Source organism: Mycobacterium sp. 141, from assembly GCF_000382405.1.
Classification (GTDB): Bacteria; Actinomycetota; Actinomycetes; order Mycobacteriales; family Mycobacteriaceae; genus Mycobacterium.
The window spans coordinates 106,462-128,056 of sequence record NZ_KB908256.1; the positions used below are offsets into that span (position 1 = coordinate 106,462).

At 66.8% G+C, this 21,595-nt stretch carries 20 protein-coding genes; 15 read left to right on the top strand and 5 right to left on the bottom strand.

Annotated features, from left to right (window positions below; genetic code table 11):
- Positions 1 to 20: 20 nt before the first annotated feature.
- From dnaJ to era, 8 genes are all read left to right on the top strand, one after another.
- Entirely contained in the window at positions 21 to 1,169 is a 1,149-nt protein-coding gene (gene dnaJ, locus H276_RS0103235) for a molecular chaperone DnaJ (protein ID WP_019969868.1), read from the top strand.
- Positions 1,170 to 1,185: 16 nt separating this feature from the next.
- Positions 1,186 to 1,932, top strand: a complete 747-nt coding sequence (locus tag H276_RS0103240; RefSeq protein ID WP_019969869.1) for a 16S rRNA (uracil(1498)-N(3))-methyltransferase — start codon at positions 1,186 to 1,188, stop codon at positions 1,930 to 1,932.
- Positions 1,933 to 2,067: 135 nt separating this feature from the next.
- The gene (locus H276_RS24465) at positions 2,068 to 2,235 is read left to right on the top strand and encodes a hypothetical protein (protein ID WP_019969870.1); all 168 of its coding nucleotides are present in this window, start codon (positions 2,068 to 2,070) and stop codon (positions 2,233 to 2,235) included.
- A gap of 159 nt (positions 2,236 to 2,394) precedes the next feature.
- A complete protein-coding gene (locus H276_RS0103250) occupies positions 2,395 to 3,441 on the top strand; it encodes a PhoH family protein (RefSeq protein WP_019969871.1) in 1,047 nt (348 codons plus the stop codon).
- Positions 3,438 to 4,004 carry an rRNA maturation RNase YbeY gene (gene ybeY, locus H276_RS0103255; RefSeq protein ID WP_019969872.1) on the top strand — a complete coding sequence of 189 codons (567 nt, stop codon included), beginning with the start codon at positions 3,438 to 3,440 and terminating at the stop codon, positions 4,002 to 4,004. Before H276_RS0103250 ends, ybeY begins: the two co-directional genes overlap by 4 nt.
- The gene (locus H276_RS0103260) at positions 4,001 to 5,305 is read left to right on the top strand and encodes a hemolysin family protein (protein ID WP_019969873.1); all 1,305 of its coding nucleotides are present in this window, start codon (positions 4,001 to 4,003) and stop codon (positions 5,303 to 5,305) included. The genes ybeY and H276_RS0103260 overlap by 4 nt, the downstream gene beginning before the upstream one ends.
- Complete coding sequence (locus H276_RS0103265; RefSeq protein ID WP_019969874.1) at positions 5,292 to 5,609, top strand: hypothetical protein; 318 nt, start codon at positions 5,292 to 5,294, stop codon at positions 5,607 to 5,609. The genes H276_RS0103260 and H276_RS0103265 overlap by 14 nt, the downstream gene beginning before the upstream one ends.
- Before the next feature lie 61 nt (positions 5,610 to 5,670).
- A complete protein-coding gene (gene era / locus H276_RS0103270; RefSeq protein WP_019969875.1) occupies positions 5,671 to 6,597 on the top strand; it encodes a GTPase Era in 927 nt (308 codons plus the stop codon).
- A gap of 4 nt (positions 6,598 to 6,601) precedes the next feature.
- On the opposite strand, the gene H276_RS0103275 is transcribed toward era, so the two are convergent.
- Both H276_RS0103275 and H276_RS0103280 read right to left on the bottom strand, forming a co-directional pair.
- Positions 6,602 to 7,264, bottom strand: coding sequence for an MmpS family transport accessory protein (locus H276_RS0103275; RefSeq protein ID WP_036460542.1), 663 nt, complete (start codon positions 7,262 to 7,264; stop codon positions 6,602 to 6,604).
- A 96-nt stretch (positions 7,265 to 7,360) separates the two neighbouring features.
- Positions 7,361 to 8,842: an amidase gene (locus tag H276_RS0103280; protein WP_019969877.1), complete on the bottom strand. Its 1,482-nt coding sequence runs from the start codon at positions 8,840 to 8,842 to the stop codon at positions 7,361 to 7,363.
- A 64-nt stretch (positions 8,843 to 8,906) separates the two neighbouring features.
- Between H276_RS0103280 and recO the strand changes: the two genes are divergently transcribed.
- Genes recO through H276_RS0103295 form a run of 3 tightly spaced genes read left to right on the top strand, consistent with a single transcriptional unit; the run spans position 8,907 to position 11,031 of the window.
- Entirely contained in the window at positions 8,907 to 9,749 is an 843-nt protein-coding gene (gene recO / locus H276_RS0103285) for a DNA repair protein RecO (RefSeq protein WP_019969878.1), read from the top strand.
- Positions 9,697 to 10,578: a decaprenyl diphosphate synthase gene (locus H276_RS0103290; RefSeq protein WP_019969879.1), complete on the top strand. Its 882-nt coding sequence runs from the start codon at positions 9,697 to 9,699 to the stop codon at positions 10,576 to 10,578. The genes recO and H276_RS0103290 overlap by 53 nt, the downstream gene beginning before the upstream one ends.
- Positions 10,579 to 10,584: 6 nt before the next feature.
- Positions 10,585 to 11,031 carry a hypothetical protein gene (locus H276_RS0103295; protein ID WP_020657103.1) on the top strand — a complete coding sequence of 149 codons (447 nt, stop codon included), beginning with the start codon at positions 10,585 to 10,587 and terminating at the stop codon, positions 11,029 to 11,031.
- 27 nt (positions 11,032 to 11,058) lie between these two features.
- Here H276_RS0103295 and H276_RS0103300 read toward each other — a convergent pair whose 3' ends face one another.
- Together H276_RS0103300 and H276_RS0103305 are read right to left on the bottom strand one after the other, a co-directional pair.
- Entirely contained in the window at positions 11,059 to 11,457 is a 399-nt protein-coding gene (locus tag H276_RS0103300) for a Fur family transcriptional regulator (RefSeq protein WP_019969882.1), read from the bottom strand.
- The gene (locus H276_RS0103305) at positions 11,454 to 11,843 is read right to left on the bottom strand and encodes a metalloregulator ArsR/SmtB family transcription factor (protein ID WP_019969883.1); all 390 of its coding nucleotides are present in this window, start codon (positions 11,841 to 11,843) and stop codon (positions 11,454 to 11,456) included. The genes H276_RS0103300 and H276_RS0103305 overlap by 4 nt, the downstream gene beginning before the upstream one ends.
- A gap of 87 nt (positions 11,844 to 11,930) precedes the next feature.
- Here H276_RS0103305 and H276_RS0103310 point away from each other — a divergent pair, with 87 nt between their 5' ends.
- Genes H276_RS0103310 through nbtC form a run of 4 tightly spaced genes read left to right on the top strand, consistent with a single transcriptional unit; the run spans position 11,931 to position 19,548 of the window.
- Entirely contained in the window at positions 11,931 to 13,310 is a 1,380-nt protein-coding gene (locus H276_RS0103310; protein ID WP_019969884.1) for a glycine--tRNA ligase, read from the top strand.
- Positions 13,311 to 13,362: 52 nt separating this feature from the next.
- Positions 13,363 to 14,112, top strand: coding sequence for a thioesterase II family protein (locus H276_RS0103315; RefSeq protein WP_019969885.1), 750 nt, complete (start codon positions 13,363 to 13,365; stop codon positions 14,110 to 14,112).
- Positions 14,109 to 15,431: a polyketide synthase gene (locus H276_RS0103320; RefSeq protein WP_019969886.1), complete on the top strand. Its 1,323-nt coding sequence runs from the start codon at positions 14,109 to 14,111 to the stop codon at positions 15,429 to 15,431. The genes H276_RS0103315 and H276_RS0103320 overlap by 4 nt, the downstream gene beginning before the upstream one ends.
- The gene (nbtC, locus tag H276_RS22500; protein WP_196807825.1) at positions 15,346 to 19,548 is read left to right on the top strand and encodes a nocobactin polyketide synthase NbtC; all 4,203 of its coding nucleotides are present in this window, start codon (positions 15,346 to 15,348) and stop codon (positions 19,546 to 19,548) included. The genes H276_RS0103320 and nbtC overlap by 86 nt, the downstream gene beginning before the upstream one ends.
- A 26-nt stretch (positions 19,549 to 19,574) precedes the next feature.
- Here the strand turns inward: nbtC and H276_RS0103330 are convergent, their stop codons facing one another.
- Positions 19,575 to 21,569 carry a TPM domain-containing protein gene (locus H276_RS0103330; protein ID WP_019969888.1) on the bottom strand — a complete coding sequence of 665 codons (1,995 nt, stop codon included), beginning with the start codon at positions 21,567 to 21,569 and terminating at the stop codon, positions 19,575 to 19,577.
- Between the last annotated feature and the right edge of the window lie 26 nt (positions 21,570 to 21,595).

Sequence of the window (21,595 nt, forward strand, 5' to 3'; positions counted from 1 at the left end):
GCGGCAGTGAAAGGTCTGGCGTGGCACGCGATTATTACGGCTTGCTCGGAGTGAGCAATGGTGCGAGTGATTCGGAGATCAAGCGCGCCTATCGGCGGCTGGCCCGCGAGCTGCACCCCGACGTCAATCCCGACGAGCAGGCCCAGGCCCGGTTCACGGAGATCCAGGTGGCCTACGAGGTGCTGAGCGATCCCGAGAAGCGCCGCATCGTCGACATGGGTGGTGATCCCCTGGAGACGGTCGGTGCTGCCAACGGAGGCTTCAGCGGCTTCGGTGGCCTCGGTGACGTCTTCGAGGCATTCTTCGGCGGCGGTACCGCGTCGCGCGGTCCCATCGGTCGGGTCCGGCCCGGTGCCGATTCCCTGCTGCGGATGCGCCTGGATCTGGAGGAATGCGCCACCGGGGTGACCAAACAGGTCACGGTGGACACCGCGGTGCTGTGCGACCTGTGCCAGGGCAAGGGCACCAACGGCAAGTCCACCCCGGTGACCTGCGACACCTGTGGCGGGCGCGGCGAGATCCAGACCGTGCAGCGATCACTGTTGGGTCAGGTGATGACGGCGCGTCCGTGCCCTGTGTGTGGCGGTGTCGGTGAGGTGATCCCGGATCCGTGCACGCGCTGTGGCGGCGACGGCCGGGTGCGCTCCCGGCGCGAGATCAGCGTCAAGATCCCGGCCGGTGTCGGCGACGGGATGCGGGTGCGGCTGGCGGCCCAGGGCGAGGTCGGCCCCGGTGGCGGCCCGGCCGGCGACCTGTACGTAGAGGTGCACGAAAAGCAGCACCCCACCTTCGTTCGCGACGGTGACGACCTGCACTGCACGGTGTCCGTCCCGATGACCGACGCCGCGTTGGGCACCACGGTCAGCGTCGCAGACATCCTCGACGGCGACACCGAGATCGCCATCGACGCGGGCACCCAGCCCGGTGCGGTCACCACGCTGCGCGGACACGGTATGCCGCACCTGCGCTCGGGCGTGCGCGGCGACCTGCACGCGCATATCGACGTCGTGGTGCCGTCCCGGCTCGACCACACCGACATCGAACTGCTGCGCAAGCTCAAGGAGAACCGGCCCCGCGACACCGCCGAGGTGCGTTCGACGCAGGCGTCGGCGGCGGCCGGGAACGGTGGATTGTTCAGCCGGCTGCGCGAGACATTCTCCGGCCGCTGACGGCCATGGCACCGATGTGACCAGGGCGCTGTTCTATCTCGACGCGCTGCCCGCGCCCGGCGAGCTCGCGCTCCTGGACGGTGACGAGGGTTTCCACGCAGCCAATGTCCGGCGCATTCGGACCGGCGAAGAGATCGACCTCGGGGACGGCGCCGGAACGCTCGCGCACTGCATCGTCGAGGACACCGCCAAGGGCCGGTTGTCGGCGCGGGTACTGGAGCGACGCGTTGTCGCCACTTCGCGCCCGCACGTGACCATCGTGCAAGCCCTGCCAAAGTCGGACCGGTCCGAGCTGGCCGTGGAGCTCGCCACCGAGGCCGGTGCTGATGCGTTCATCGCCTGGCAGTCGGCCCGGTGCGTGGCGCGCTGGGATGGACTCAAGGCGGACAAGGGGCTGCGTCGGTGGGAGGCGGTGGCTCGCTCGGCATCCCGGCAGGCCCGCCGGGCCCACATCCCGTCGGTCGACGGCGTGGTGTCGACGGCCGAATTGACCCGACGTGTCGCCGCTGCGGCGGCGGATGGCGCGCTCGTGCTGGCATTGCACGAGTCGGCGACCGAGCCCATCGCCGAATCGGCTCTCGCCCAAGCTGATTCGCTGATGCTGATCGTCGGCCCGGAGGGCGGTATCGCCGACGAGGAGCTCGTCGCACTGAACGCGGCCGGCGCCCGGGCGGTGCGGCTGGGCCCCACGGTGCTACGTACGTCGACGGCTGCGGCGGTCGCGTTGGGCGCGATCGGCGCACTGACATCGCGCTGGGCCTGAGGGATTTTCTGCCAGCCGACGATTGATTTCTGCCAACGGAATTATCTGGTTGACCCGTGTGTTCTAACCAGCAGACCGGCGACGAAGAGGACACGACCGGCCGCTACCGCAGTAGACGAAGGAAGCGGGATCATCATGAAGAAGTTCGGGATTGCCACCATCATCGCCAGTGGGATGGCTGCCGCAGTTTTGGGTCTTGCCGGGCCAGCGCAGGCCGACATCGGCCACCATGACTGGCTGGATCAGATCGGCCCGCACGTGACGGTGCCGCAGGTCGACACCACTGTCCACCAGAGCCCCTAAAGGCCATACTCTCCGCGAAGGGCGCCCCTGCTGGGGCGCCCTTCGCCGTCTGTGCTGCTTATCCATTGGGAGGTGTCACCGACCGGCGGTAAACTGGTCTGAGCAAACCACCCTGGAAGTGCCACAACTCGTATACCGAAGGCAGGAACCAAACCCCACGTGACGCCCCGCGAGACAACAGCTGATTCCTCGGCTTCCTCACTGGAATCGGTCCGCAGCAGCATCAGTGTTCAACCCGACATCATCGTGGGTCTGCTGGGTTCGGCTGACGGGAACCTGAAGGCGCTCGAACGCCTGCTTGCCGCCGATATCCATGTGCGCGGCAACGAGATCACCTTCTTCGGCGAACCGGCCGACGTGGCACTGGCCGAACGCGTCGTCGCCGAACTGATCGCCGTGGCATCCAGCGGGCAGGCGGTGACGCCGGATGCGGTGCGGCACAGCGTCGCAATCCTGACCGGGACCGAGGACGAATCGCCCGCCGAGGTGCTGACGCTGGACATCCTGTCCCGACGCGGCAAGACCATCCGGCCCAAGACGCTCAACCAGAAGCGCTACGTCGACGCCATCGACGCCCACACCATCGTCTTCGGGATCGGCCCCGCCGGTACCGGCAAGACGTACCTGGCCATGGCGAAAGCGGTCAGCGCGCTGCAGACCAAGCAGGTCAGCCGGATCATCCTGACCCGCCCCGCGGTGGAAGCCGGTGAGCGCCTTGGTTTCCTGCCCGGCACGCTCAGTGAGAAGATCGACCCCTATCTGCGGCCGCTCTACGACGCCCTGCACGACATGATGGATCCCGAGCTGATTCCAAAGCTGATGAGCGCCGGGGTGATTGAGGTCGCGCCGCTGGCTTATATGCGGGGTAGAACCCTCAATGACGCCTTCATCATTCTCGACGAGGCGCAGAACACCACCGCCGAGCAGATGAAGATGTTCCTGACCCGGCTCGGGTTCGGGTCCAAGGTCGTCGTCACCGGTGACATCACCCAGATGGACCTGCCCGGCGGTGCCACCTCCGGGTTGCGCGCCGCCATGACCATTCTCGACGGCATCGAAGACATCCACTTCACCGAACTGACCAGTGCTGACGTGGTCCGTCACCGGTTGGTGTCGGAGATCGTCGACGCCTACGCACGACATGAGGAGCCGGCATTGTTGAACCGGGCCCAGCGCCGATCATCGACCGGGCGGTCACGGCAATGAGCATCGAGGTATCCAACGAGTCGGGCATCGACGTTTCGGAGTCGGAGCTCATCAGCGTCGCGCGGTTCGTCATCGAGAAGATGGATGTGCATCCGGCAGCCGAACTTTCGATGGTGTTGGTGGACAGCGCCGCGATGGCCGACCTCCACATGCGGTGGATGGACCTGCCGGGCCCCACCGATGTCATGAGTTTCCCGATGGACGAGCTGGAGCCCGGCGGCCGGCCCGACTCACCCGAGCCGGGGCCGGCGATGCTCGGCGACATCGTGCTCTGCCCGGAGTTCGCCGAGCAGCAGGCGGTCAAGGCGGGGCATTCGCTCGGCCAGGAGCTGGCATTGCTGACGGTGCACGGGGTGCTGCATCTGCTGGGTTACGACCACGCCGAGCCCGATGAGGAGAAAGAGATGTTCGCCCTGCAGCGCCAACTCCTCGAGGAGTGGGTGGCCAATCAGGTGCAGGCGTACCACGACGACCGGCAGACCCAGAAGGACCAGCGCCTGCTGGACGAGTCCCGATACTTTGACGAATTGAACGGCGGCGAATTCAACGGCGACGAACGGTGAGCGGACTTGCCCCACTGCTCGGCGCCATCGCGCTGGTCGGGTTCGGCGGGCTGTTCGCTGCGATCGACGCGGCACTGTCGACGGTGTCCATCGCCCGCATCGAAGAACTGGTCCGCGACGAGCGGCCCGGCTCGGCCCGGCTGTCCCGGGTGGTCGCGGAGCGGCCCCGCTACATCAATCTCGTAGTCCTGCTGCGTATCACGTGCGAAGTCTGTGCGACGGTGCTGTTGGTCGCCTATCTCGACGGTCACCTCGGGGTGAGCTGGGGCCTGGTGGCCGCGGCGGCGATCATGGTGGTCACCAGTTTCGTGGCCATCGGCGTCGGCCCCCGGACCGTCGGCCGACAGAACGCCTACTCGATCGCGCTGGCGTCCGCGATACCGCTGCAGGCGATTTCGGTGCTGTTGACACCTATCAGCCGGCTGCTGGTGCTGATCGGCAACGCGCTCACGCCTGGCCGCGGTTTCCGCAACGGCCCGTTCGCCTCCGAGATCGAGCTGCGTGAAGTGGTCGATCTGGCCCAGCAGCGCGGCGTGGTGGCCGACGAGGAACGCCGGATGATCCAGTCGGTGTTCGAGCTCGGCGACACCCCGGCCCGCGAGGTGATGGTGCCGCGCACCGAGATGGTGTGGATCGAGAGCGACAAGTCTGCGGGGCAAGCCACCTCGTTGGCGGTGCGCAGCGGTCATTCCCGCATCCCCGTGATCGGGGAGAACGTCGACGACGTCGTCGGCGTGGTCTATCTCAAAGACCTTGTCCAGCAGACCTATTACTCCACCAACGGTGGCCGGGACACCACGGTCGCGCAGGTGATGCGGCCGGCGGTGTTCGTGCCGGACTCCAAACCGCTCGACGAATTGCTCAACGACATGCAGCTTGCCCGCAACCACATGGCGCTGCTGGTCGATGAGTACGGCGCGATCGCCGGGCTGGTCACCATCGAGGACGTGCTGGAGGAAATCGTCGGCGAGATCGCCGACGAGTACGACACCGATGAGGTGGCGCCCGTAGAGGACTTGGGTGACAAGCAGTTCCGGGTCTCCGCACGGTTGCCGATCGAGGACCTCTGCGAACTGTATGACCTGGAGCCTGACGAGGATCTCGACGTCGACACCGTCGGCGGCCTGCTTGCACTGGAACTGGGCCGCGTCCCGCTGCCCGGTGCACAGGTGGACTGGGGTCAGCTGAGGTTGCGCGCCGAAGGCGGCCCCGCTCGTCGGGGCCGGGTGCGGGTCGGCACCGTGCTCGTGAGCCCGATCGAGACCGATGAACAGGAGCAAAATTCAGATGACCGAACTTGACGCCGAGGACGCCAAACTCGTGGTGCTCGCCCGTGGCGCGATGGGCCGTGCCGAGGCGTCGGCCGGTGCCGCCGTCCGCGATCTCGATGGGCGCACCTATGCCGGCGCGCCGGTGGAGCTGGCCGCGCTGCGGCTGACCGCACTGCAGGCAGCAGTGGCGGCCGCCGTCTCCAGCGGCGCCACAGGTCTGGAGGCGGCGGTCCTGGTCGGCGGCTCCGAGCAGGACGCCGGAGTGGCTGCGGTGCGCGAACTCTCGGCCGGTGCCACAGTGATCGTCACCGACCGGTCAGGACACCCGGTATGACCGTCGCGAGTGTGAAGCCAGTGCGAAAAACTGCGCCGAATTCACACTCGGGGAGTGTTTCATGACTGAATTCCGCTCTGGGTTCGTCTGTTTTGTCGGCCGGCCCAACACCGGCAAGTCGACGCTGACCAATGCCCTGGTCGGGAGCAAGGTCGCGATCACGTCGAACCGGCCGCAGACCACGCGACACACCATCCGCGGCATCGTGCACCGTGAGGATTTCCAGATCATCCTGGTCGACACACCGGGCCTGCACCGTCCTCGCACCTTGTTGGGCCAGCGGCTCAACGATCTGGTCAAGGACACCTACTCCGAGGTGGATGTGATCGGCTTGTGCATTCCTGCCGACGAGCCGATAGGCCCGGGAGATCGCTGGATATATCAGCAGATCCGTGCGGTCGCACCGAAGACCACCCTGATCGCCATCGTCACCAAGATCGACAAGGTGCCCAAAGACCGTGTCGCCGCGCAACTGATGGCCGTCAGCGAGTTGGTCCGCGGACGCGAGGAGCAGTCAGAATCGGGACCCGACACCGAGATCGTTCCGGTATCGGCCACCGCCAACGAACAACTCGATGTACTCACCGATGTTCTCGTCTCCGCACTGCCGCCCGGGCCGGCCTACTATCCCGACGGCGAGTTGACCGATGAGCCCGAGGAAGTCCTGATGGCCGAGCTCATCCGTGAGGCCGCACTGGAGGGCGTGCGTGATGAACTGCCGCACTCGCTGGCCGTAGTGATCGAGGACGTTGAAGAACGAGAAGGCCGGGACGATCTCATCGATGTGCACGCGATCCTCTATGTCGAGCGCGACAGCCAGAAGGGCATCGTCATCGGCAAAGGCGGTGCGCGGCTGCGCGAGGTCGGCACCGCGGCCCGCATCCAGATCGAAAAGCTGCTCGGCACAAAGGTCTATCTGGATCTCCGGGTGAAGATCGCCAAGAACTGGCAGCGTGACCCCAAACAGCTGGGTCGGCTCGGGTTCTGACGTCTCAGGACCGGCTGAACACGCAGTGCGCGCTTCCGCCGACCGGCTGTTCGGCGACAACTTTTCCGTCCAGCGTGATGCGGCAGCCGGGCCCGGGAGTGTCGCGACCGGTCGCGACGACTTGCAACATCTGGACGTCGGGTCCGACAGTGACGGTTCGCTGCCACGGGATCGTCGTGTGATCGGCGACGTTCGCTCCCGCCGGGTCGGTGACGATGTTGTACACCTCGCCGGATCCGGTGACCTCGAACAGCACCGTCGACCCGCTGGGGGACGCGTTGGGCGTGGGTTGCGGTTGGGTGGCCTGCCTGCGCGACGCCGCGGCGGCGTTGTCGTTGCGCATCTGTTGGCGGAAGTCCGGTGTGACGCAGACCGTGTCGCCGTCGAATGCCTCGCGCCACACGTAGCCCTGGTCACAGGTCTGCGGTCCGTACGCGCCGTTGGGGTCTTTGTGCGCGCCGGGGTTTGCATTCTGCTGGGCCACCGTCGACCGCACGTCGGGGGTGACGCACACGTTGTCTCCGGGGCGGGCCTCCCGCCAGACATAACCCTGGATGCAGGTATCGGGTCCGTACGGCAGGGGATCGGCGACGGCCGGCACCGGGACGAGAACGCCCATGCCGAGGGCTGCCGCCGCAGCTGAGCGGGTGAGATTTCTGATTGCCATGAGAGCCTCCAGACGCTTGTGGAACGTGGGCCGGCAGCTGGGTGCAGCCTGACATCAGTCTATGAAGATGCTGTGAATGAGCGATAGAGTAGGTGACTACTCGATTCTTTGCTGCCGCGGCGAAGCCGCCTGCGGGGTGTTCCACCACGACGCGGGTTCTCTGGCGGCCCAGTCGTTGATCGCTTCCAGCTCAGCGGCCAGTGAGATCAACAGCGGCTCACTGTTGGCCGGACCCATCAGTTGCACGCCGATCGGCAACCCGTCGGAGGTGAAGCCGGCCGGGACGCTGATCGCCGGCCAGCCCAGCAGGTTCCACGGCCAGGTCATCGGGCAGTACTGGATGGCTGCGCGTTCGGTGGCCGCCCAGCTGAGCTGGTCGAATTCGTGCGTCAGGGGTGGTGGCAGGGCGGTGGTGGGCGCGATGATGACGTCGACGAGGTTGAAGATCCAGCCGATGCGGCGTCGTGCCTCGGCTTCGTGGGCCCTGGCTTTGCGCAGCACATCCTCGGAGAGCAGCCGGCCGATGCGCATGTTGATCACGGTGCGTTCGTCGTAGCCGGCACCGTGGTGTTGCTCGCCGAGTCTCTCGGCCCAGTCCAGCAGCCCGGCAGTGGAGCGCGACAGGAAATCCCACGCCATCCGGCGGCTGTAATTGGGGTCTTTGCTGACGACGCTGTGTCCCAGCTGGCCGAGTTGTTCAGCGACAGTGTGCAACGCGGCCAGGATTTCCGGGTTCAGCCGGGCCCGGAATCCGGTGAGCGGCAAGGCCGTCGACACCGCGACCCGCAGCGGCCCCGGCGCTTGACCCACGTAGTCGGCGACCTGCACGGGTGGTGGTTGGTGCAGATCGCCGGTGGCATTGCCCGACGCGGCGTCGAGTACCAGTGCGGCGTCGCTGACGGTACGGGCCAGCACCCCGTTGACGGTGACGCCGTTGCACGCTTCGGGCAGCGGCCAGGTGGAGATCCGTCCGCGCTGCGGTTTGATACCGACCAGGTGGGTCCAGGCCGCGGGGATGCGGACACTGCCCGCGCCGTCAGAGCCGATGGCCGCGCTGACCAGTCCGGCGGCTACGGCTGCCGCGCTGCCGCCGGAGGAGCCGCCTGCGCTGTGTTTCCGTGACCACGGATTGCGGGTGTGGCCGAATGCCGGTCCACCAGTGAACGGCCACTGCCCGAGCTCGCAGGTGTTGGTCTTGCCGACGATGACCGCGCCGGCCTCTCTGAGCCGGCGCACCACCTCGGAGTCGGCCGTGGCCGGTCGGATATCGGCGTCAGTACCGAAGCGGGTGGGCACCCCGGCAATGTCGACATCGTCCTTGACCGCGATGGGAATTCCCAGCAGCGGCAGTTGCTCACCGGCCGCGCGTTTGCGGTCAGCGGCGGCGGCGTCGGTCATCGCCTGCTCGGCGAGGACCACCCGGAACGCGTTGAGCGTGGACTGGCTGGCGTCGATGGCATGCAGTGACCGCTGTATCAGTTGCTCAGATGTGACGGTGCCACTGGCGAGCTGGTAGAGCTGTTTGACGAGGGAATCCGATACCGGAGGGGGCGAGTCGGTGGCCGTGGATTTTCCCATCACATTTGAGGATATCGGCGGTGCGTTCGGCAAATCTGTCCGGCCACGATGAGAGACTGTCCCGATGCGGCTGTACCGGGATCGAGCGGTAGTGCTGCGCCAGCACAAGCTCGGCGAGGCTGACCGGATCGTCACCCTGCTCACCCGCGACCACGGTTTGGTCCGCGCGGTGGCCAAGGGGGTGCGGCGTACCCGCAGTAAGTTCGGTGCTCGGCTGGAGCCGTTTGCTCATATCGACGTTCAGCTGCATCCCGGCCGCAATCTCGACATCGTCACGCAGGTTCAGGCCATTGACGCCTTCGCCGCCGACATCGTCAGCGACTACGGTCGCTACACGTGTGCGTGCGCCATGTTGGAGACCGCCGAACGGTTGGCCGGCGAGGAGCGGGCGCCGATGCCCGCACTGCACCGGCTGACGGTGGCGGCGCTGCGGGCAGTCGCCGACGGTGCCCGCGCTCGGGAGTTGGTCCTCGACTCTTATCTGCTGCGGGCGATGGGGGTGGCCGGCTGGGCGCCGGCGCTGACCGAATGTGCCCGCTGTGCCGCGCCAGGCCCGCATCGCGCATTCCACGTCGCCGCCGGCGGCAGTGTGTGCGTGCATTGCCGGCCCAGCGGATCGTCCACACCGCCGCAGGCGGTACTCGAGCTGATGACGGCGCTGCATGACGGCGACTGGGAGTATGCCGAGACGACGACGTCGGGGCACCGCAGCCAGGCCAGCGGGCTCATCGCGGCGCACCTGCAGTGGCATCTGGAACGTCAGCTGCGGACGTTGCCTCTGGTCGAGCGGGCCTACCGGGTGGATCGGACAGTCGCCGATCGACGGGCCGCGCTGGTCGGGCAGGATATGACACATGGCATTCAAACGGGGCAAGATCACCTACCCGCAGCTTCCCCCGGCGCCTGAGGACTATCCGACTTTCCCCGACACATCGACCTGGCCGGTCGTTTTCCCGGAGTTGCCGCCTAATACCAACGGCCGCTTCTCTCGCCCGCCGCAGCACACCTCGAAGGCTGCCGCGCCGCAGATCCCGGCAGAACAGGTGCCCAATCACGTCGCGGTGGTGATGGACGGCAACGGTCGCTGGGCCACCCAGCGGGGGCTGGGCCGGACCGAGGGGCACAAGATGGGTGAGGCGGTGTTGATCGACATCACCTGCGGCGCCATCGAGCTCGGTATCAAACATTTGAGCGTGTATGCATTCTCGACCGAGAACTGGAAGCGCAGCGCCGAGGAAGTCCGGTTCTTGATGGGCTTCAACCGGGAGGTGGTGCGCCGCCGCCGGGAGAATCTGGACGCCATGGGTGTGAACATGCGGTGGGTCGGCTCGCGGCCCAAGATGTGGCGCAGCGTCATCAAGGAGTTCGATATCGCCGAGCAGATGACCGTCGACAACGATGTCATCACCGTCAATTACTGTGTGAACTACGGCGGGCGTACCGAGATCGTGGAGGCGGCTAGGGCGCTTGCCGAAGACGCAGTAGCGGGCACCGTGAATCCGAGCCGTATCAGCGAGGCGTTGTTCGCCAAACACCTGCACCGGCCCGACATCCCCGATGTCGACCTGTTCATCCGCACTTCGGGGGAGCGGCGGGCCAGCAACTTCCTGCTCTGGCAAGCCGCGTACGCGGAGTTCGTGTTCCAGGACAAGCTGTGGCCCGATTACGACCGTCGCGATCTGTGGGCGGCCTGCGAGGAATACGTCAACCGCAACCGTCGCTTCGGCAGGGCGTGATGCGTGATGCCTAGCCTCCTGCAACAGTTGTCCTCCGCGCTCGGTGAGGTGATGTCCGTCGTCGAGGAGGAGGACGAAGCGCTGACCGTCACCGTCGACGGATCGGTCGCCTCGGTGCGCGTCGTCACCATCGCCGAAGGGCTGGAGATGGTGTCTCTGACGCAGCCGCTGGCGTGGGATCTGCCGCTCAACAACAAGATTCGCGAACGGGTGACCGATCATGCCAGCCGCACCATGCTGGGTTCGGTGGTCTTGGTGGAGAAGTTGGTCACCACGCCCGTCAACGGTGCGACGGCGAAAGGGGCGGTGCGCAAGAGCTCGGTGAAGAAGGTCGCCGACGTGATGCTGCGTTACAACTTTCCGGCGGCCGGGCTCACCGACGAAGCTTTGCGCACGCTGATCCTGATGGTGTTGGCGACGGGTGCCGACATCCGTCGCGACCTCATGTCATGACCTGATCCCGGCGGCGTGATCGGTGATTCAGTCGGCTGATCCGACACAATCGCCGCACACCCCGAAGATCTCGATGGTGTGGCTGATGTCGGAGAAGCCGTGCTCGCGGGCGACATTGGCGGCCCAGGTCTCCACGTCGCCACCGGACACCTCGACTGTGGAACCGCAGTTGCGGCACACCAGGTGGTGGTGATGGTGCTCCGAGCACCGCCGGTACACCGATTCGCCGGTGTCGGTGCGCAGGGTGTCGACGACGCCCGCGCCGGCCATCGCCTGCAGCGTGCGATACACCGTCGTCAGGCCGATGCCCTCGCCGCGGCTCCGGAGTTCGTCGTGCAGTTCCTGGGCGGAGCGGAATCCCTCGGTTTCGTTGAGCAGGTCCGCGATCGCTGCCCGCTGCCGGGTGGATCGGACGGCACCGGTCACCGTCTGTCCTCTCCGGCGTGGATGACCGCGTCGACGACGATGTGGGCCAGGTGGTGGTCGACGAGGCGGTAGAGCACCTCACGCCCGGCCCGCGCACTGGACACCACGCCGGCCTGCTTGAGGATCCTGAGGTGCTGGCTGACCAGGGGCTGCGGCACGTCGAGGGCGTCGACCAGCTCGTGGACGCAGCGCCCCGACTGCCGCAACTGCAGCACGATCGCGATCCGTACCGGCGCAGCCAGGGCGCGCAGCAACTCGCCGGCGGTTTCGAGGATCTCGCGCGGTGGTAGCTCCGGTGCCGGCGCGCTCTCGTGATCGCGCACCGTGTCGTGGTCGGCGTGGCGATCTGACGGAGTAGAGTCGGCCAAACTGGAAACGGTTTTCATTAACTGCCAGAATACATGCATGAAATCGCATGTCAACAGTTCTGGCGGATTATCGGTACTCGCGCGGTATCGCTACTCTGTTGCACCGTGGCATCCATCATCGACACCGTTGCGAACCTGGCCAAACGCCGTGGTCTGGTCTACCAGTCCGGCGAAATTTACGGCGGCACGAAGTCGGCGTGGGATTACGGGCCACTCGGCGTCGAGCTCAAGGAGAACATCAAGCGGCAGTGGTGGCGGTCCGTGGTCACCGGTCGCGACGACGTCGTCGGCCTGGACAGCGCGATCATCCTGCCGCGTCAGGTGTGGGTGGCTTCCGGTCACGTCGACGTGTTCAACGATCCGCTCGTGGAGTCGCTGATCACGCACAAGCGTTACCGTGCTGACCATCTCATCGAGGCCTACGAGGCCAAGCACGGGTGTCCGCCGCCCAACGGCTTGGCCGACATCCGCGATCCCGAGACCGGTGATCCCGGCCAGTGGACCGAGCCGCGTGACTTCAACATGATGCTCAAGACCTACCTCGGCCCGATCGAGAGCGAGGAAGGTCTGCACTACCTGCGGCCTGAGACCGCGCAGGGCATCTTCGTCAACTTCGCCAACGTGGTGACCACCGCGCGCCGCAAGCCGCCGTTCGGTATCGGCCAGATCGGCAAGAGCTTCCGCAACGAGATCACGCCGGGCAACTTCATCTTCCGCACCCGCGAGTTCGAGCAGATGGAGATGGAGTTCTTCGTCGAGCCCTCGACCGCGGGCGAGTGGCACAAGTATTGGATCGATACCCGGCTGCAGTGGTACATCGACTTGGGTATCAAGCGTGAGAACCTGCGCCTGTTCGAGCACCCGCTGGAGAAGCTGTCGCACTACAGCGCAGGCACCACCGACATCGAGTACAAGTTCGGCTTCGCCGGTAACCCGTGGGGTGAGCTGGAAGGCATCGCCAACCGCACCAACTTCGACTTGTCCACGCACTCAGAGCATTCCGGTGTCGACCTGTCGTTCTACGATCAGGCCGCCGATACCCGCTATGTGCCGTATGTGATCGAGCCGGCAGCCGGCCTGACCCGCTCGCTGATGGCGTTCCTGGTCGATTCCTACACCGAGGACGAGGCGCCCAACGCCAAGGGCGGGGTGGACAAGCGCACGGTGCTCAAGCTCGACCCGCGGCTGGCTCCGGTCAAGGCCGCGGTGCTCCCGCTGTCCCGGCATGCGGATCTCTCGCCCAAGGCCCGCGACCTGGCGGCCGAACTGCGCAAGAGCTGGAACGTCGAGTTCGACGACGCCGGGGCGATCGGCCGCCGCTACCGCCGCCAGGACGAGATCGGCACGCCCTACTGCGTGACGGTTGACTTCGACACGCTGGAGGACGGCGCGGTCACCATCCGCGAGCGTGACGCCATGACGCAGGAGCGCGTCGCGTTGGACAAGGTGCCCGACTACCTGGCGGTCCGGCTGAAGGGCTGCTGAAAGCGGGACGAAGGGCGACGCCTAAGAAAAGGTTAGGCTAGCCTGATTGTCTGTGCGTCAGAGACAAGGATGGATCAGGAAGTTCCACAACCCCGATACGGTCGGGCGGCAACCGCTGCTGATCTTTCCGCATGCCGGGGCCGGAGCATCGTGGTACCGGCAGTTCTCACGGGTGCTCAGTGAGCACTTCGACGTCATCGCCTTTCAGTACCCAGGCAGGCAGGACCGCGCGGGCGAGCCGCCGCTGACGTCGGTGTCGGACATCGCAGCCGGCGCCTTCGCGGAATTCGAAGCGTCGCAATATAACTGCGGTACACCGCTCATGACCTTCGGGCACAGTATGGGCGCGCACATCTCGTTCGAGTTCGCCAGAATCGCCGAGCGGGCCGGTGTGAAGGTCCGGCAGTTGACGGTGGTCGCCGCGGTCGCGCCGCACCGATTGGCCGGCAAGCCACCTGCCCCCAAAGACGACGACGGCCTGCTGCAGCACCTGCGGTTCCTCGGCGGCACCAACGCCGACGTCGTTGCCGATCCCGAGCTGGTCAAGATGACTTTCCCGGTCGTGCGTGCCGACCACCGGGCCGCGGAGTCCTACCGTTGCGATCCGACTACCAAAGTGACCGCGGGTATTCGCGTCCTCGGCGGAGCGCACGACCCTATCGTGACGATGGCCGATCTCCACGGCTGGCGTGATCACAGCGACGACGTCGAGGTCACGATGTTCGACGGTGGACACTTCTTCCTCACAGACCACTACGATGCGATCCGGGATCTGTTGGCGGGGTGTGAGGTTCGCCGATGACCCGGACGGTGCTCGATGACGTCGACCACGTCGTCATCTCCGGAATGTCGGTGGAGGCACCGGGCGGCGTTCACACCCCGGCCGCCTACTGGGCCGCACTGAGCGAATCCCGGGAACTGATCGGTCCGCTGCCTCGCGATCGCGGTTGGCCGGTGGACGACATGATGTCGCTGTCGCGAATCGACGGGTGGGCCGACGTGTGTGACGCCGGCGGCTTTCTCGATGATCCGGGCGCGTTCGACCCGGCATTCTTCAATATCGGCCAGGTCGAGGCGACGATTACCAGTCCGCAGATCCGGCTCGCGATGAAGACGGCGTGGAAAGCGGTGGAGAACACCGGAATCAACCCCGCAGCTCTCGATGGGGAGGACGCCGGCTGTTTCGTCGGGGCGTACCCGACAGAGTATGGGCCGTCAGCTTCCCGGGCAGACGAGTACGGCGGATATCGCACAGTCGGTTTCGTCACCGAGAGCATCGCCGGACGCGTGTCGCACTCTCTCGGATTGGCCGGTCCGTCGGCGACCGTCAACACCGCGTGTGCGTCGTCGCTGACGGCGCTGCATCTGGCCGCTGCGTCGGTTCGCAATGGCGAGTGCGACTGGGCGCTCGCCGGCGGTGTGTGCATCATGGGGTCACCGGCGATCATCTACGACTTCGCCAAACACAACGCGTTGGCGGTCGACGGCCATTGCCGCGCATACGCTGACGACGCCACCGGAACGGTGTGGGGCGAGGGTGCGGGCTTCGTCGTCGTCGAACGCGAGTCACGGGCACGACGCGAGGGACACCGGGTATTCGGCCGCATTCTTGGCAGCCACTACAACCACAACGGCAAAGGGAAGGCGATCCTGACGCCAAGTGCGGATGCCCAGGCCGCTTTGATCCGACGCGTCATGGCGACCGCCGGGGTCGAGGCAGCTGACATCGGCATGATCGAAGGCCACGGCACCGCGACGCGTGCCGGGGATCGAGCCGAACTCAGCGCTTTGGCAGGCACTTACGGCGCCGCAGGATCGAACGCGTTCGTCGGATCGTCGAAATCCAATCTCGGGCACGCTCAGGCCGCTGCGGGAATGCTCGGTGTGATCAAGGTGCTGCTCGCCGGTTGGCACGGCCAGGTGCCGGCGTCGCTGTTCACGGAAAACCCCACGACCCAAGTGGATTGGGACCGTTCCGGCCTGCGATTGGCCACCAAGTTGCAACCATGGGAGCCCACACGGGGAAGCAGGTACGGTGCCGTGTCGTCGTACGGAGCCGGCGGGGTCAACGCACACACCATCATCGGTATGCCGGCAGGAGAGGAGCGGGACGATTTCTGACTACCGTCTTCCCGACGGGAGCATTCCCGTTCTGCTGTCGGCCGACACGTCCGGTCTGCTCCGCGCCGAGGCCGCCGCGCTGACGTCCTATCTGCACGACCACCCCGCCGCACCGCCGGAGCGGGTGGCCGACATGCTGTTTCGAACGCGTCTGCCAAAGCGCTACCGCGCCCTGGCGATGGTCACCAGCCACGACGGCCTCGTCGACGCGCTCGAGTCGGTCGCCGATGGCCGCGGTCATCCGGCGGTGGCACGTTCCGACGACTCCGCGGCACCGCGGCGCATCGCCTACGTGTTGCCCGGCCAGGGCAGCCAACGCCCCGGCATGGGTGCCCTGTTCTACCAACAGGTTCCGGCGTATCGTGCCGAAGCCGACCGCTGTGATCGCGTTTTCGGCGAGCTGTTCGGCACCTCACCGCTGGGCTATCTGCTCGGCACGACCGAGGTCGGCGATGGCACCGCCATGGTGCAGTCCGCGCTGTTCGTGCAGATGGTGGCGCTCGGCGCGATGTGGCGCTCGGTCGGCATCGACGCCGACGCGGCGGTCGGGCACAGCCAGGGGGAGATCGCCGCGGCGTACCTGTCGGGGAAGATGACGCTGGAAGACGCGGTGCTGGTACTGGGCATCCGCGCTCGGGCGGCCGAGACCATCGCCTCGGACGCGTTTGCGATGGCAGTCGTGGCCACCGACCGCGACGAGTGCGAGGAAGTGCTGGCCCGCCAATACGGGTGGGCTCAAGTCTCGGTGGTGAATTCACCTCGGATGGTGGGTATCTCGGGCGAGCGCGATACGGTGCAGAGTGCGGTGGACACTTTGGCTGCGCGCGGTCTGTTCACTCGTGTCATCCCGGTGAGCTACCCGGCGCACACCAACGCCGTCAGCCAGATTCGTGACGTGGTCGTCGACGCCGTCCGCGGCGGCCTGCGTCATGGGGAATTCCTCGACAGCGACACCGAGCTCATCGGTGCGACGTTGGGCGGCCGGGTGACATCCGATCTGGCGGTCGCGGACTACTGGTTCTGGAACCTGCGCAACACCGTTCGGTTCGACCGGGCGATCGCGGCGGCTGTCGCGGGCGGTACCGACGTCTTCGTCGAGCTGTCCGAGCACCCGACGTTGCACCTCGCCATCGAGGAGAACCTCGCTGCACTGCAGGCCCGGGCGACGGTGGTCGGTACCTCCGAACGGGACGCCGGGGATCTGAGCGTGTTCACTGCCAACCTCGCCGCGTTGGCAGTCAACGACATCGACTACCGCTGGGAGACACTGCGTTCGGGATCGGATGCCACCGTGACGCTTCCGCTGCTGGACTTCCCGAACACGCAGATGAACGAGCTGCCGTTGTGGTTGCCGTACCACGGCGTCACGGCACCGCCTGCCTCGGTGCCCGCCGAGCCGACGACCCAGCCGGCTCCGCAGGCTCGGCCCGACCGCGACGCACAGGCACAGGTACTCGTCGAGCAGTGGAAACTGTTGACTCATCGGACGGTGGTGGCGCCTCGCAGCCTCGGGATCGTCGATCACACGGGTGAATGCGCCGAGCTGGCCGCGGTGCTGCGGACACACGCCGAGCTGCAGGAGCTGCACGCCCGGATGGTCGTTTCCCCGGCCGATGCCGACGGCGTCGATGCCCTGGTGGTTCTGCAGCCTGCGCTTGAGCGGATGACCGTCGACGCCGCCGCTGCACAGGTCGCGGCATTCTTCGCCGATCGCACCTGGTGGTTCCCGCCTGCCGCCGGGCTCACGGATTACTGGCTGATCACCGTCGGTGCCGAACCGGTGCTGGCCGACGACGGGCCGCCCGAACCGGTCGCCGCGGCGCTTGCTGCGGGATTCCGCTGCCTTTCCAGCGAGTATGCCGACACCGCGTTCAGACACCTGGATCTACCGGCGGGTCGAGTGGATGCCGGCGCGATCATCGCCGCACTGCACACCGCCGGAGAACCCGAACTGGCGTTGCGCGAGGGCGGTCTGTACGCCAAACGGCTCGTCGACACCGGTACGCAGCCGACGACAGTCTCGCTCACCGGACGCCATGTCCTCATCACCGGCGGCACCGGCGCGGTGGGATTGGAGTTCGCCGATCATGCCGCGCGGGCCGGCGCACGTCGGATCACGCTGGCGAGTCGCTCCGGGATGTCGGCCGCGACCGCCGATCGCCTCCGTCGACTGTCGGAAATTACCGATGTCCGCGTGGTGGCCTGCGATGTGACGGACGCCGACGCGGTGGCCCGGCTGGCCGGCGACATGCAGGACGCTCCGGTGGATCTGTTGGTACACGCGGTGATGGACGGTGAGGGCACCGGCGACACCGCGTTGGCCGACCTGTCCGCAGACCAGATCGGCCGTGGATTGCAGGGTAAGGCGATCGGGCTCGCCCGGGTGCTGGACGCTGTTCCGCTGTCCGGCGAGGCTCGCATACTGCTGTGCTCATCCATGGCGTCGGTCTTGGGAGGACGCGGAAAGATCGTCTACGCGGCCGCGAACCGCCTGCTCGACGCGTTCGCGCACACCCTTCGCGCCGAAGGGCGCGACTGCGTCTCGGTGCAGTGGGGGCAGTGGGCGGTGTTCGAGGGCCGCGGGCGCGCCGAGATCGCCAACCTCGCTGAGATCGGCTACCGCGCAATGCCTTCGACCGTGGCGATCGAGCTCGGGCTCAGCCGGCTACCGGCCACCGCCGCCGTCGTTGCGTTCGACCTCGACCGGGCTCGATCCCGTTTCGACCTCCTCGGTTATGGCCCCACGCTGTCGGAGCTGGCGCAGCCGGTCGAACCGCGAGTGGTGCCGGTGGTGGATCGAGACGAGCCAGACGTCCGGCAGCGGCTGGTGAGCTTGTTCGCCGAAGTCATCGGGGTTGACGATCTGCAGGCGTTGGACAGCACCGCACCGCTGGTCGCGTCGGGGCTCGACTCGCTCAACGCGCTGCAGCTGCGGCGTCGGATCAAGACTGAATTCGGTTGCGAGGTCGCGGCATCCGATCTGCTCGGCGGGGCTGATCTCGATGACGTGATCGGTTGGGTCGAGGCCGACGGCGAACCTGCCGAGACGGGCGAACTCGACCTGACCGGGATTCGTTCGGCGCGAGAGGATTTGGATCTGTTCGGGCTGGACGCCATGTCGCGGTTGCTGGACCCCGTGCTGAGCGACGGCGATGTGCACCATACGGCGGAGATCGTCGAGCGGCTCCAGATCGCGGACCGGCATCAGTGGATCCTGCGTCAGTGGCTGGGCGAACTGGTCACCCGTGGTTTCGTCGGCCGGGAAGCCGGTGGTTACCGCCGGTTGCGGCCACCTCCGTCGCCCACCCGGCACGACCTCGTCGCAGTGTGCGAGGACCTCGGTTATCCGGCGCCGTTCGGGGAATTCCTGGCCGCGGCCAACGAGCATCTGGGTGAGCTTGTCGCCGACCGCCTCAGCCTGCAGGAGCTGCTGTTCCCGGACGGGTCGACGGCCACCGCCGATGCGTTCTACCGCGACAACGTCATCAGTCGCCACCTCAACCAGAAGGCGTGCGAGGCGGTCTCCGATACCGTTCGCCGGCTGATGACCGAGCGGTCGCCGGTGCGGATCCTGGAGCTGGGGGCGGGAGTGGGTGGCATGACGAACGCCATCGTCGGCGGTCTCGCCGGGCTACCGGTCGAATATCACTTCACCGATGTCTCGACGTTCTTCCTCAATGCGGCACAGCAGCGCTTCGCCGATACCCCGTGGATGACGTTCGGGATGGTCGACCTCAACACCGATCTCGGCGAGCAGCCGCCGTGCGACATCGTGGTCGCGGCCAACGTCGTCCACAACGCTCACGACATCGGCCGGACGCTCGACGAGATCCACGGCATCCTGCGGCCGGGCGGTGCGGTCATCCTGATCGAATTGTGTACCGCCCACTGCTCGTTGATGACATCGGTGTACTTCTTGATGTCACCGCGTCCCGGGCAGCCGCAAGTAGGCCTGACCGACGTGCGGGCCGGCACCGACCGGATCCTGTTGACCCGCGACGAGTGGCACGGAGAGTTCACGCGGGCGGGTTTCGTCCCGGTGCCGACACTGCCCACCGGTGACGACCCGCTGGCATTGCTCGACCAGTACCTCCTCGGGGCGGTGCGCAAGAACTGACGGACGGCCGGCAACCTGTGCGGGTGTCAGAACCGGCCGCTACCGCCGCTGTAACTGCGGCCCGACGAGCGTGACGCGCCGCCGTAGGACGTCGGCCGGCCCATGCTGCGGCCGCCTCCGTAGCCGCCCCCGAGCCCTCCGCGCAGCACATTGCCGATGATGATGCCGCCCAGCACCGCACCCATGTCCGATCCACCACCGCCGTACTGCGAGGCGTAGGAACGCTGTGCGGCGCGGACATCGTCATTGGCCAGCCCCTGCGCCTGTGCGGCCAGCGTCGATGCGCCATTGGCGTGCGCGACCGCCTCATTCGGGTTCTCGCCGCGCTTGGCCAGGGCGGCCTCCAGCTGCCGGTTGGCTTCGGCGAGCCGGGTGCGGGCCTCGGGCCCGATGCTGCCGCGCCGGGTATCGATGAAGTCGGACACGGCTTTGATCCGGGACCGCGCCGTTTCGATCGCCTGGTCCAGGGCGCGCGCCAGCCGCTCGGCGGCCTCGCGCTGAGCGTGCACGCTGGCCAGCAGTTGGTCCAGGTCGGCGTCGGCTTTGGTCAGCCGCGTGAATGTGCCGAGCGGATCGGCCGCGCCGTTGGTGGTGGCGTCGTCGGCAGCTTTGGCGGCCGCGTCGCGTGCGGCGGTCAGCTCGGCGGGCTGCGGCGTCGCCGGATCGCTGAGCAGAGCCGTGGCCTGACTGATGCCGTTGTTGATATCGGTGATCGCCGCGGGCAGCCCGGCAATCGCCCGGTTGATGTCGCTCGCGGCGCTGTCCACCGCGTCGAGCAGAGTGCGAGCCTGCCCCAGCGCGGACTCCGCGGCGCGCACGGCATCCACCAGCGCGGTCTGGTCGGTGGCGGGACGGGACACCAGACTGCGCGCCGACGCGATGCTGCGGTCGGCGAAGGCCAACCGTTCCTTGGCCGCATCGACGTTGCCTGCGACGGCACTCAATGCATGCGCGTCGAACTGCTGGTGCAGTGCATCCAACGTCTGCTGCGACGGCGTCATGCGCGCGGTCAGATCGACCACCTGCTGGGTCATGTCGTCCAACCGCGCCGGGGCATTGATCACCAGGTCTCGCAACTGGTCGAAGGCCGTGCTCTGGGCATCGAGCTCGCGGTCGGCTTTCGCTGCCGCCACCACAACGCGGGTCAGCAGGTCGCGTCGCTGCAGCGGCGTCTCGGGTATTGCGTCATCGAGGATCTGGCGCACGTTGAACGCCTGGGCCAACGCGGTTTTCGCGTTCGCGACGGCTCGGCTGAACTCTTCGGTCTGCCTGGGGCCGAATTCCTCGACCGCCAGCTGCAATTCGGCGGCACTGGTGCGTACCGCGTTGTCGACGTCGACGACGATCGAACGGGAGAGTTCGTCGAGAGCGTCGAGCGGCACCGTGGCCAACGCATTCGGGTCGGTGGGGTCAACCCGCTTGGCCGCCTCGAATTCGGCCTTGTGGCGCTTGGCCCTTCGCCGCGCCGACCACCACCACAGCAGCCCGGCCAGCACCAGCACCACGCCGAGGGCGATCACCAACGCCGGCCACGAGATACCGGACGCCGCTTGTGGTTCGGTATTCAACCGATTGGCTGCCGCGATCGCCGCGCCCGCCCAGTCATCACGACGCAGCGCGGGGGTGATGCTGCTGCGCCGGATGTCGTCGGCCTCCGAGGAGCTGATGTTGGTGATGGTCGAGGGCACCTGGAAGGCGAACGCACGGTCTACGGTGGCCACCGCCAACAGGGCGTCGTCGTCACCGAAATCGCTCATCGTCATCGTGCGCTGGGCCCATCCGAGCGCGTTCTGCCCGGAGAAGTCCTCGACGAAAACCACCCACAGCTTGATGCGGCGTTCGTTGTAAAGCTTGTCGAGCGCGCTGAGCACATCGGCGCGCTGCTGCGGTGAGAGCGCCCCCGCATTGTCGGTGAGCTGGGTGGCCAGCCGCAGCGGCGGCTCGGCACCGGCACTCGGGGCCACGAGCAGCCCTGCCATGAGGATTGCGAGCAGCATGGGCAGCAGACGGGCGATGCGCATGACGGTCAATCTAATGTGCGGCACGA

Excerpts from the sequence above, each read along its gene's own strand:
- H276_RS0103295 (WP_020657103.1), top strand. The coding sequence starts at position 10,585 with ATGCCTAGCCTCCTGCAACAGTTGTCCTCCGCGCTCGGTGAGGTGATG.
- H276_RS24465 (WP_019969870.1), top strand. The coding sequence starts at position 2,068 with ATGAAGAAGTTCGGGATTGCCACCATCATCGCCAGTGGGATGGCTGCC.
- H276_RS0103280 (WP_019969877.1), bottom strand. The coding sequence starts at position 8,842 with ATGGGAAAATCCACGGCCACCGACTCGCCCCCTCCGGTATCGGATTCC.
- H276_RS0103265 (WP_019969874.1), top strand. The coding sequence starts at position 5,292 with ATGACCGAACTTGACGCCGAGGACGCCAAACTCGTGGTGCTCGCCCGT.
- H276_RS0103290 (WP_019969879.1), top strand. The coding sequence starts at position 9,697 with ATGGCATTCAAACGGGGCAAGATCACCTACCCGCAGCTTCCCCCGGCG.
- recO (WP_019969878.1), top strand. The coding sequence starts at position 8,907 with ATGCGGCTGTACCGGGATCGAGCGGTAGTGCTGCGCCAGCACAAGCTC.
- H276_RS0103275 (WP_036460542.1), bottom strand. The coding sequence starts at position 7,264 with ATGGCAATCAGAAATCTCACCCGCTCAGCTGCGGCGGCAGCCCTCGGC.
- H276_RS0103305 (WP_019969883.1), bottom strand. The coding sequence starts at position 11,843 with ATGAAAACCGTTTCCAGTTTGGCCGACTCTACTCCGTCAGATCGCCAC.
- H276_RS0103320 (WP_019969886.1), top strand. The coding sequence starts at position 14,109 with ATGACCCGGACGGTGCTCGATGACGTCGACCACGTCGTCATCTCCGGA.
- ybeY (WP_019969872.1), top strand. The coding sequence starts at position 3,438 with ATGAGCATCGAGGTATCCAACGAGTCGGGCATCGACGTTTCGGAGTCG.
- H276_RS0103330 (WP_019969888.1), bottom strand. The coding sequence starts at position 21,569 with ATGCGCATCGCCCGTCTGCTGCCCATGCTGCTCGCAATCCTCATGGCA.
- era (WP_019969875.1), top strand. The coding sequence starts at position 5,671 with ATGACTGAATTCCGCTCTGGGTTCGTCTGTTTTGTCGGCCGGCCCAAC.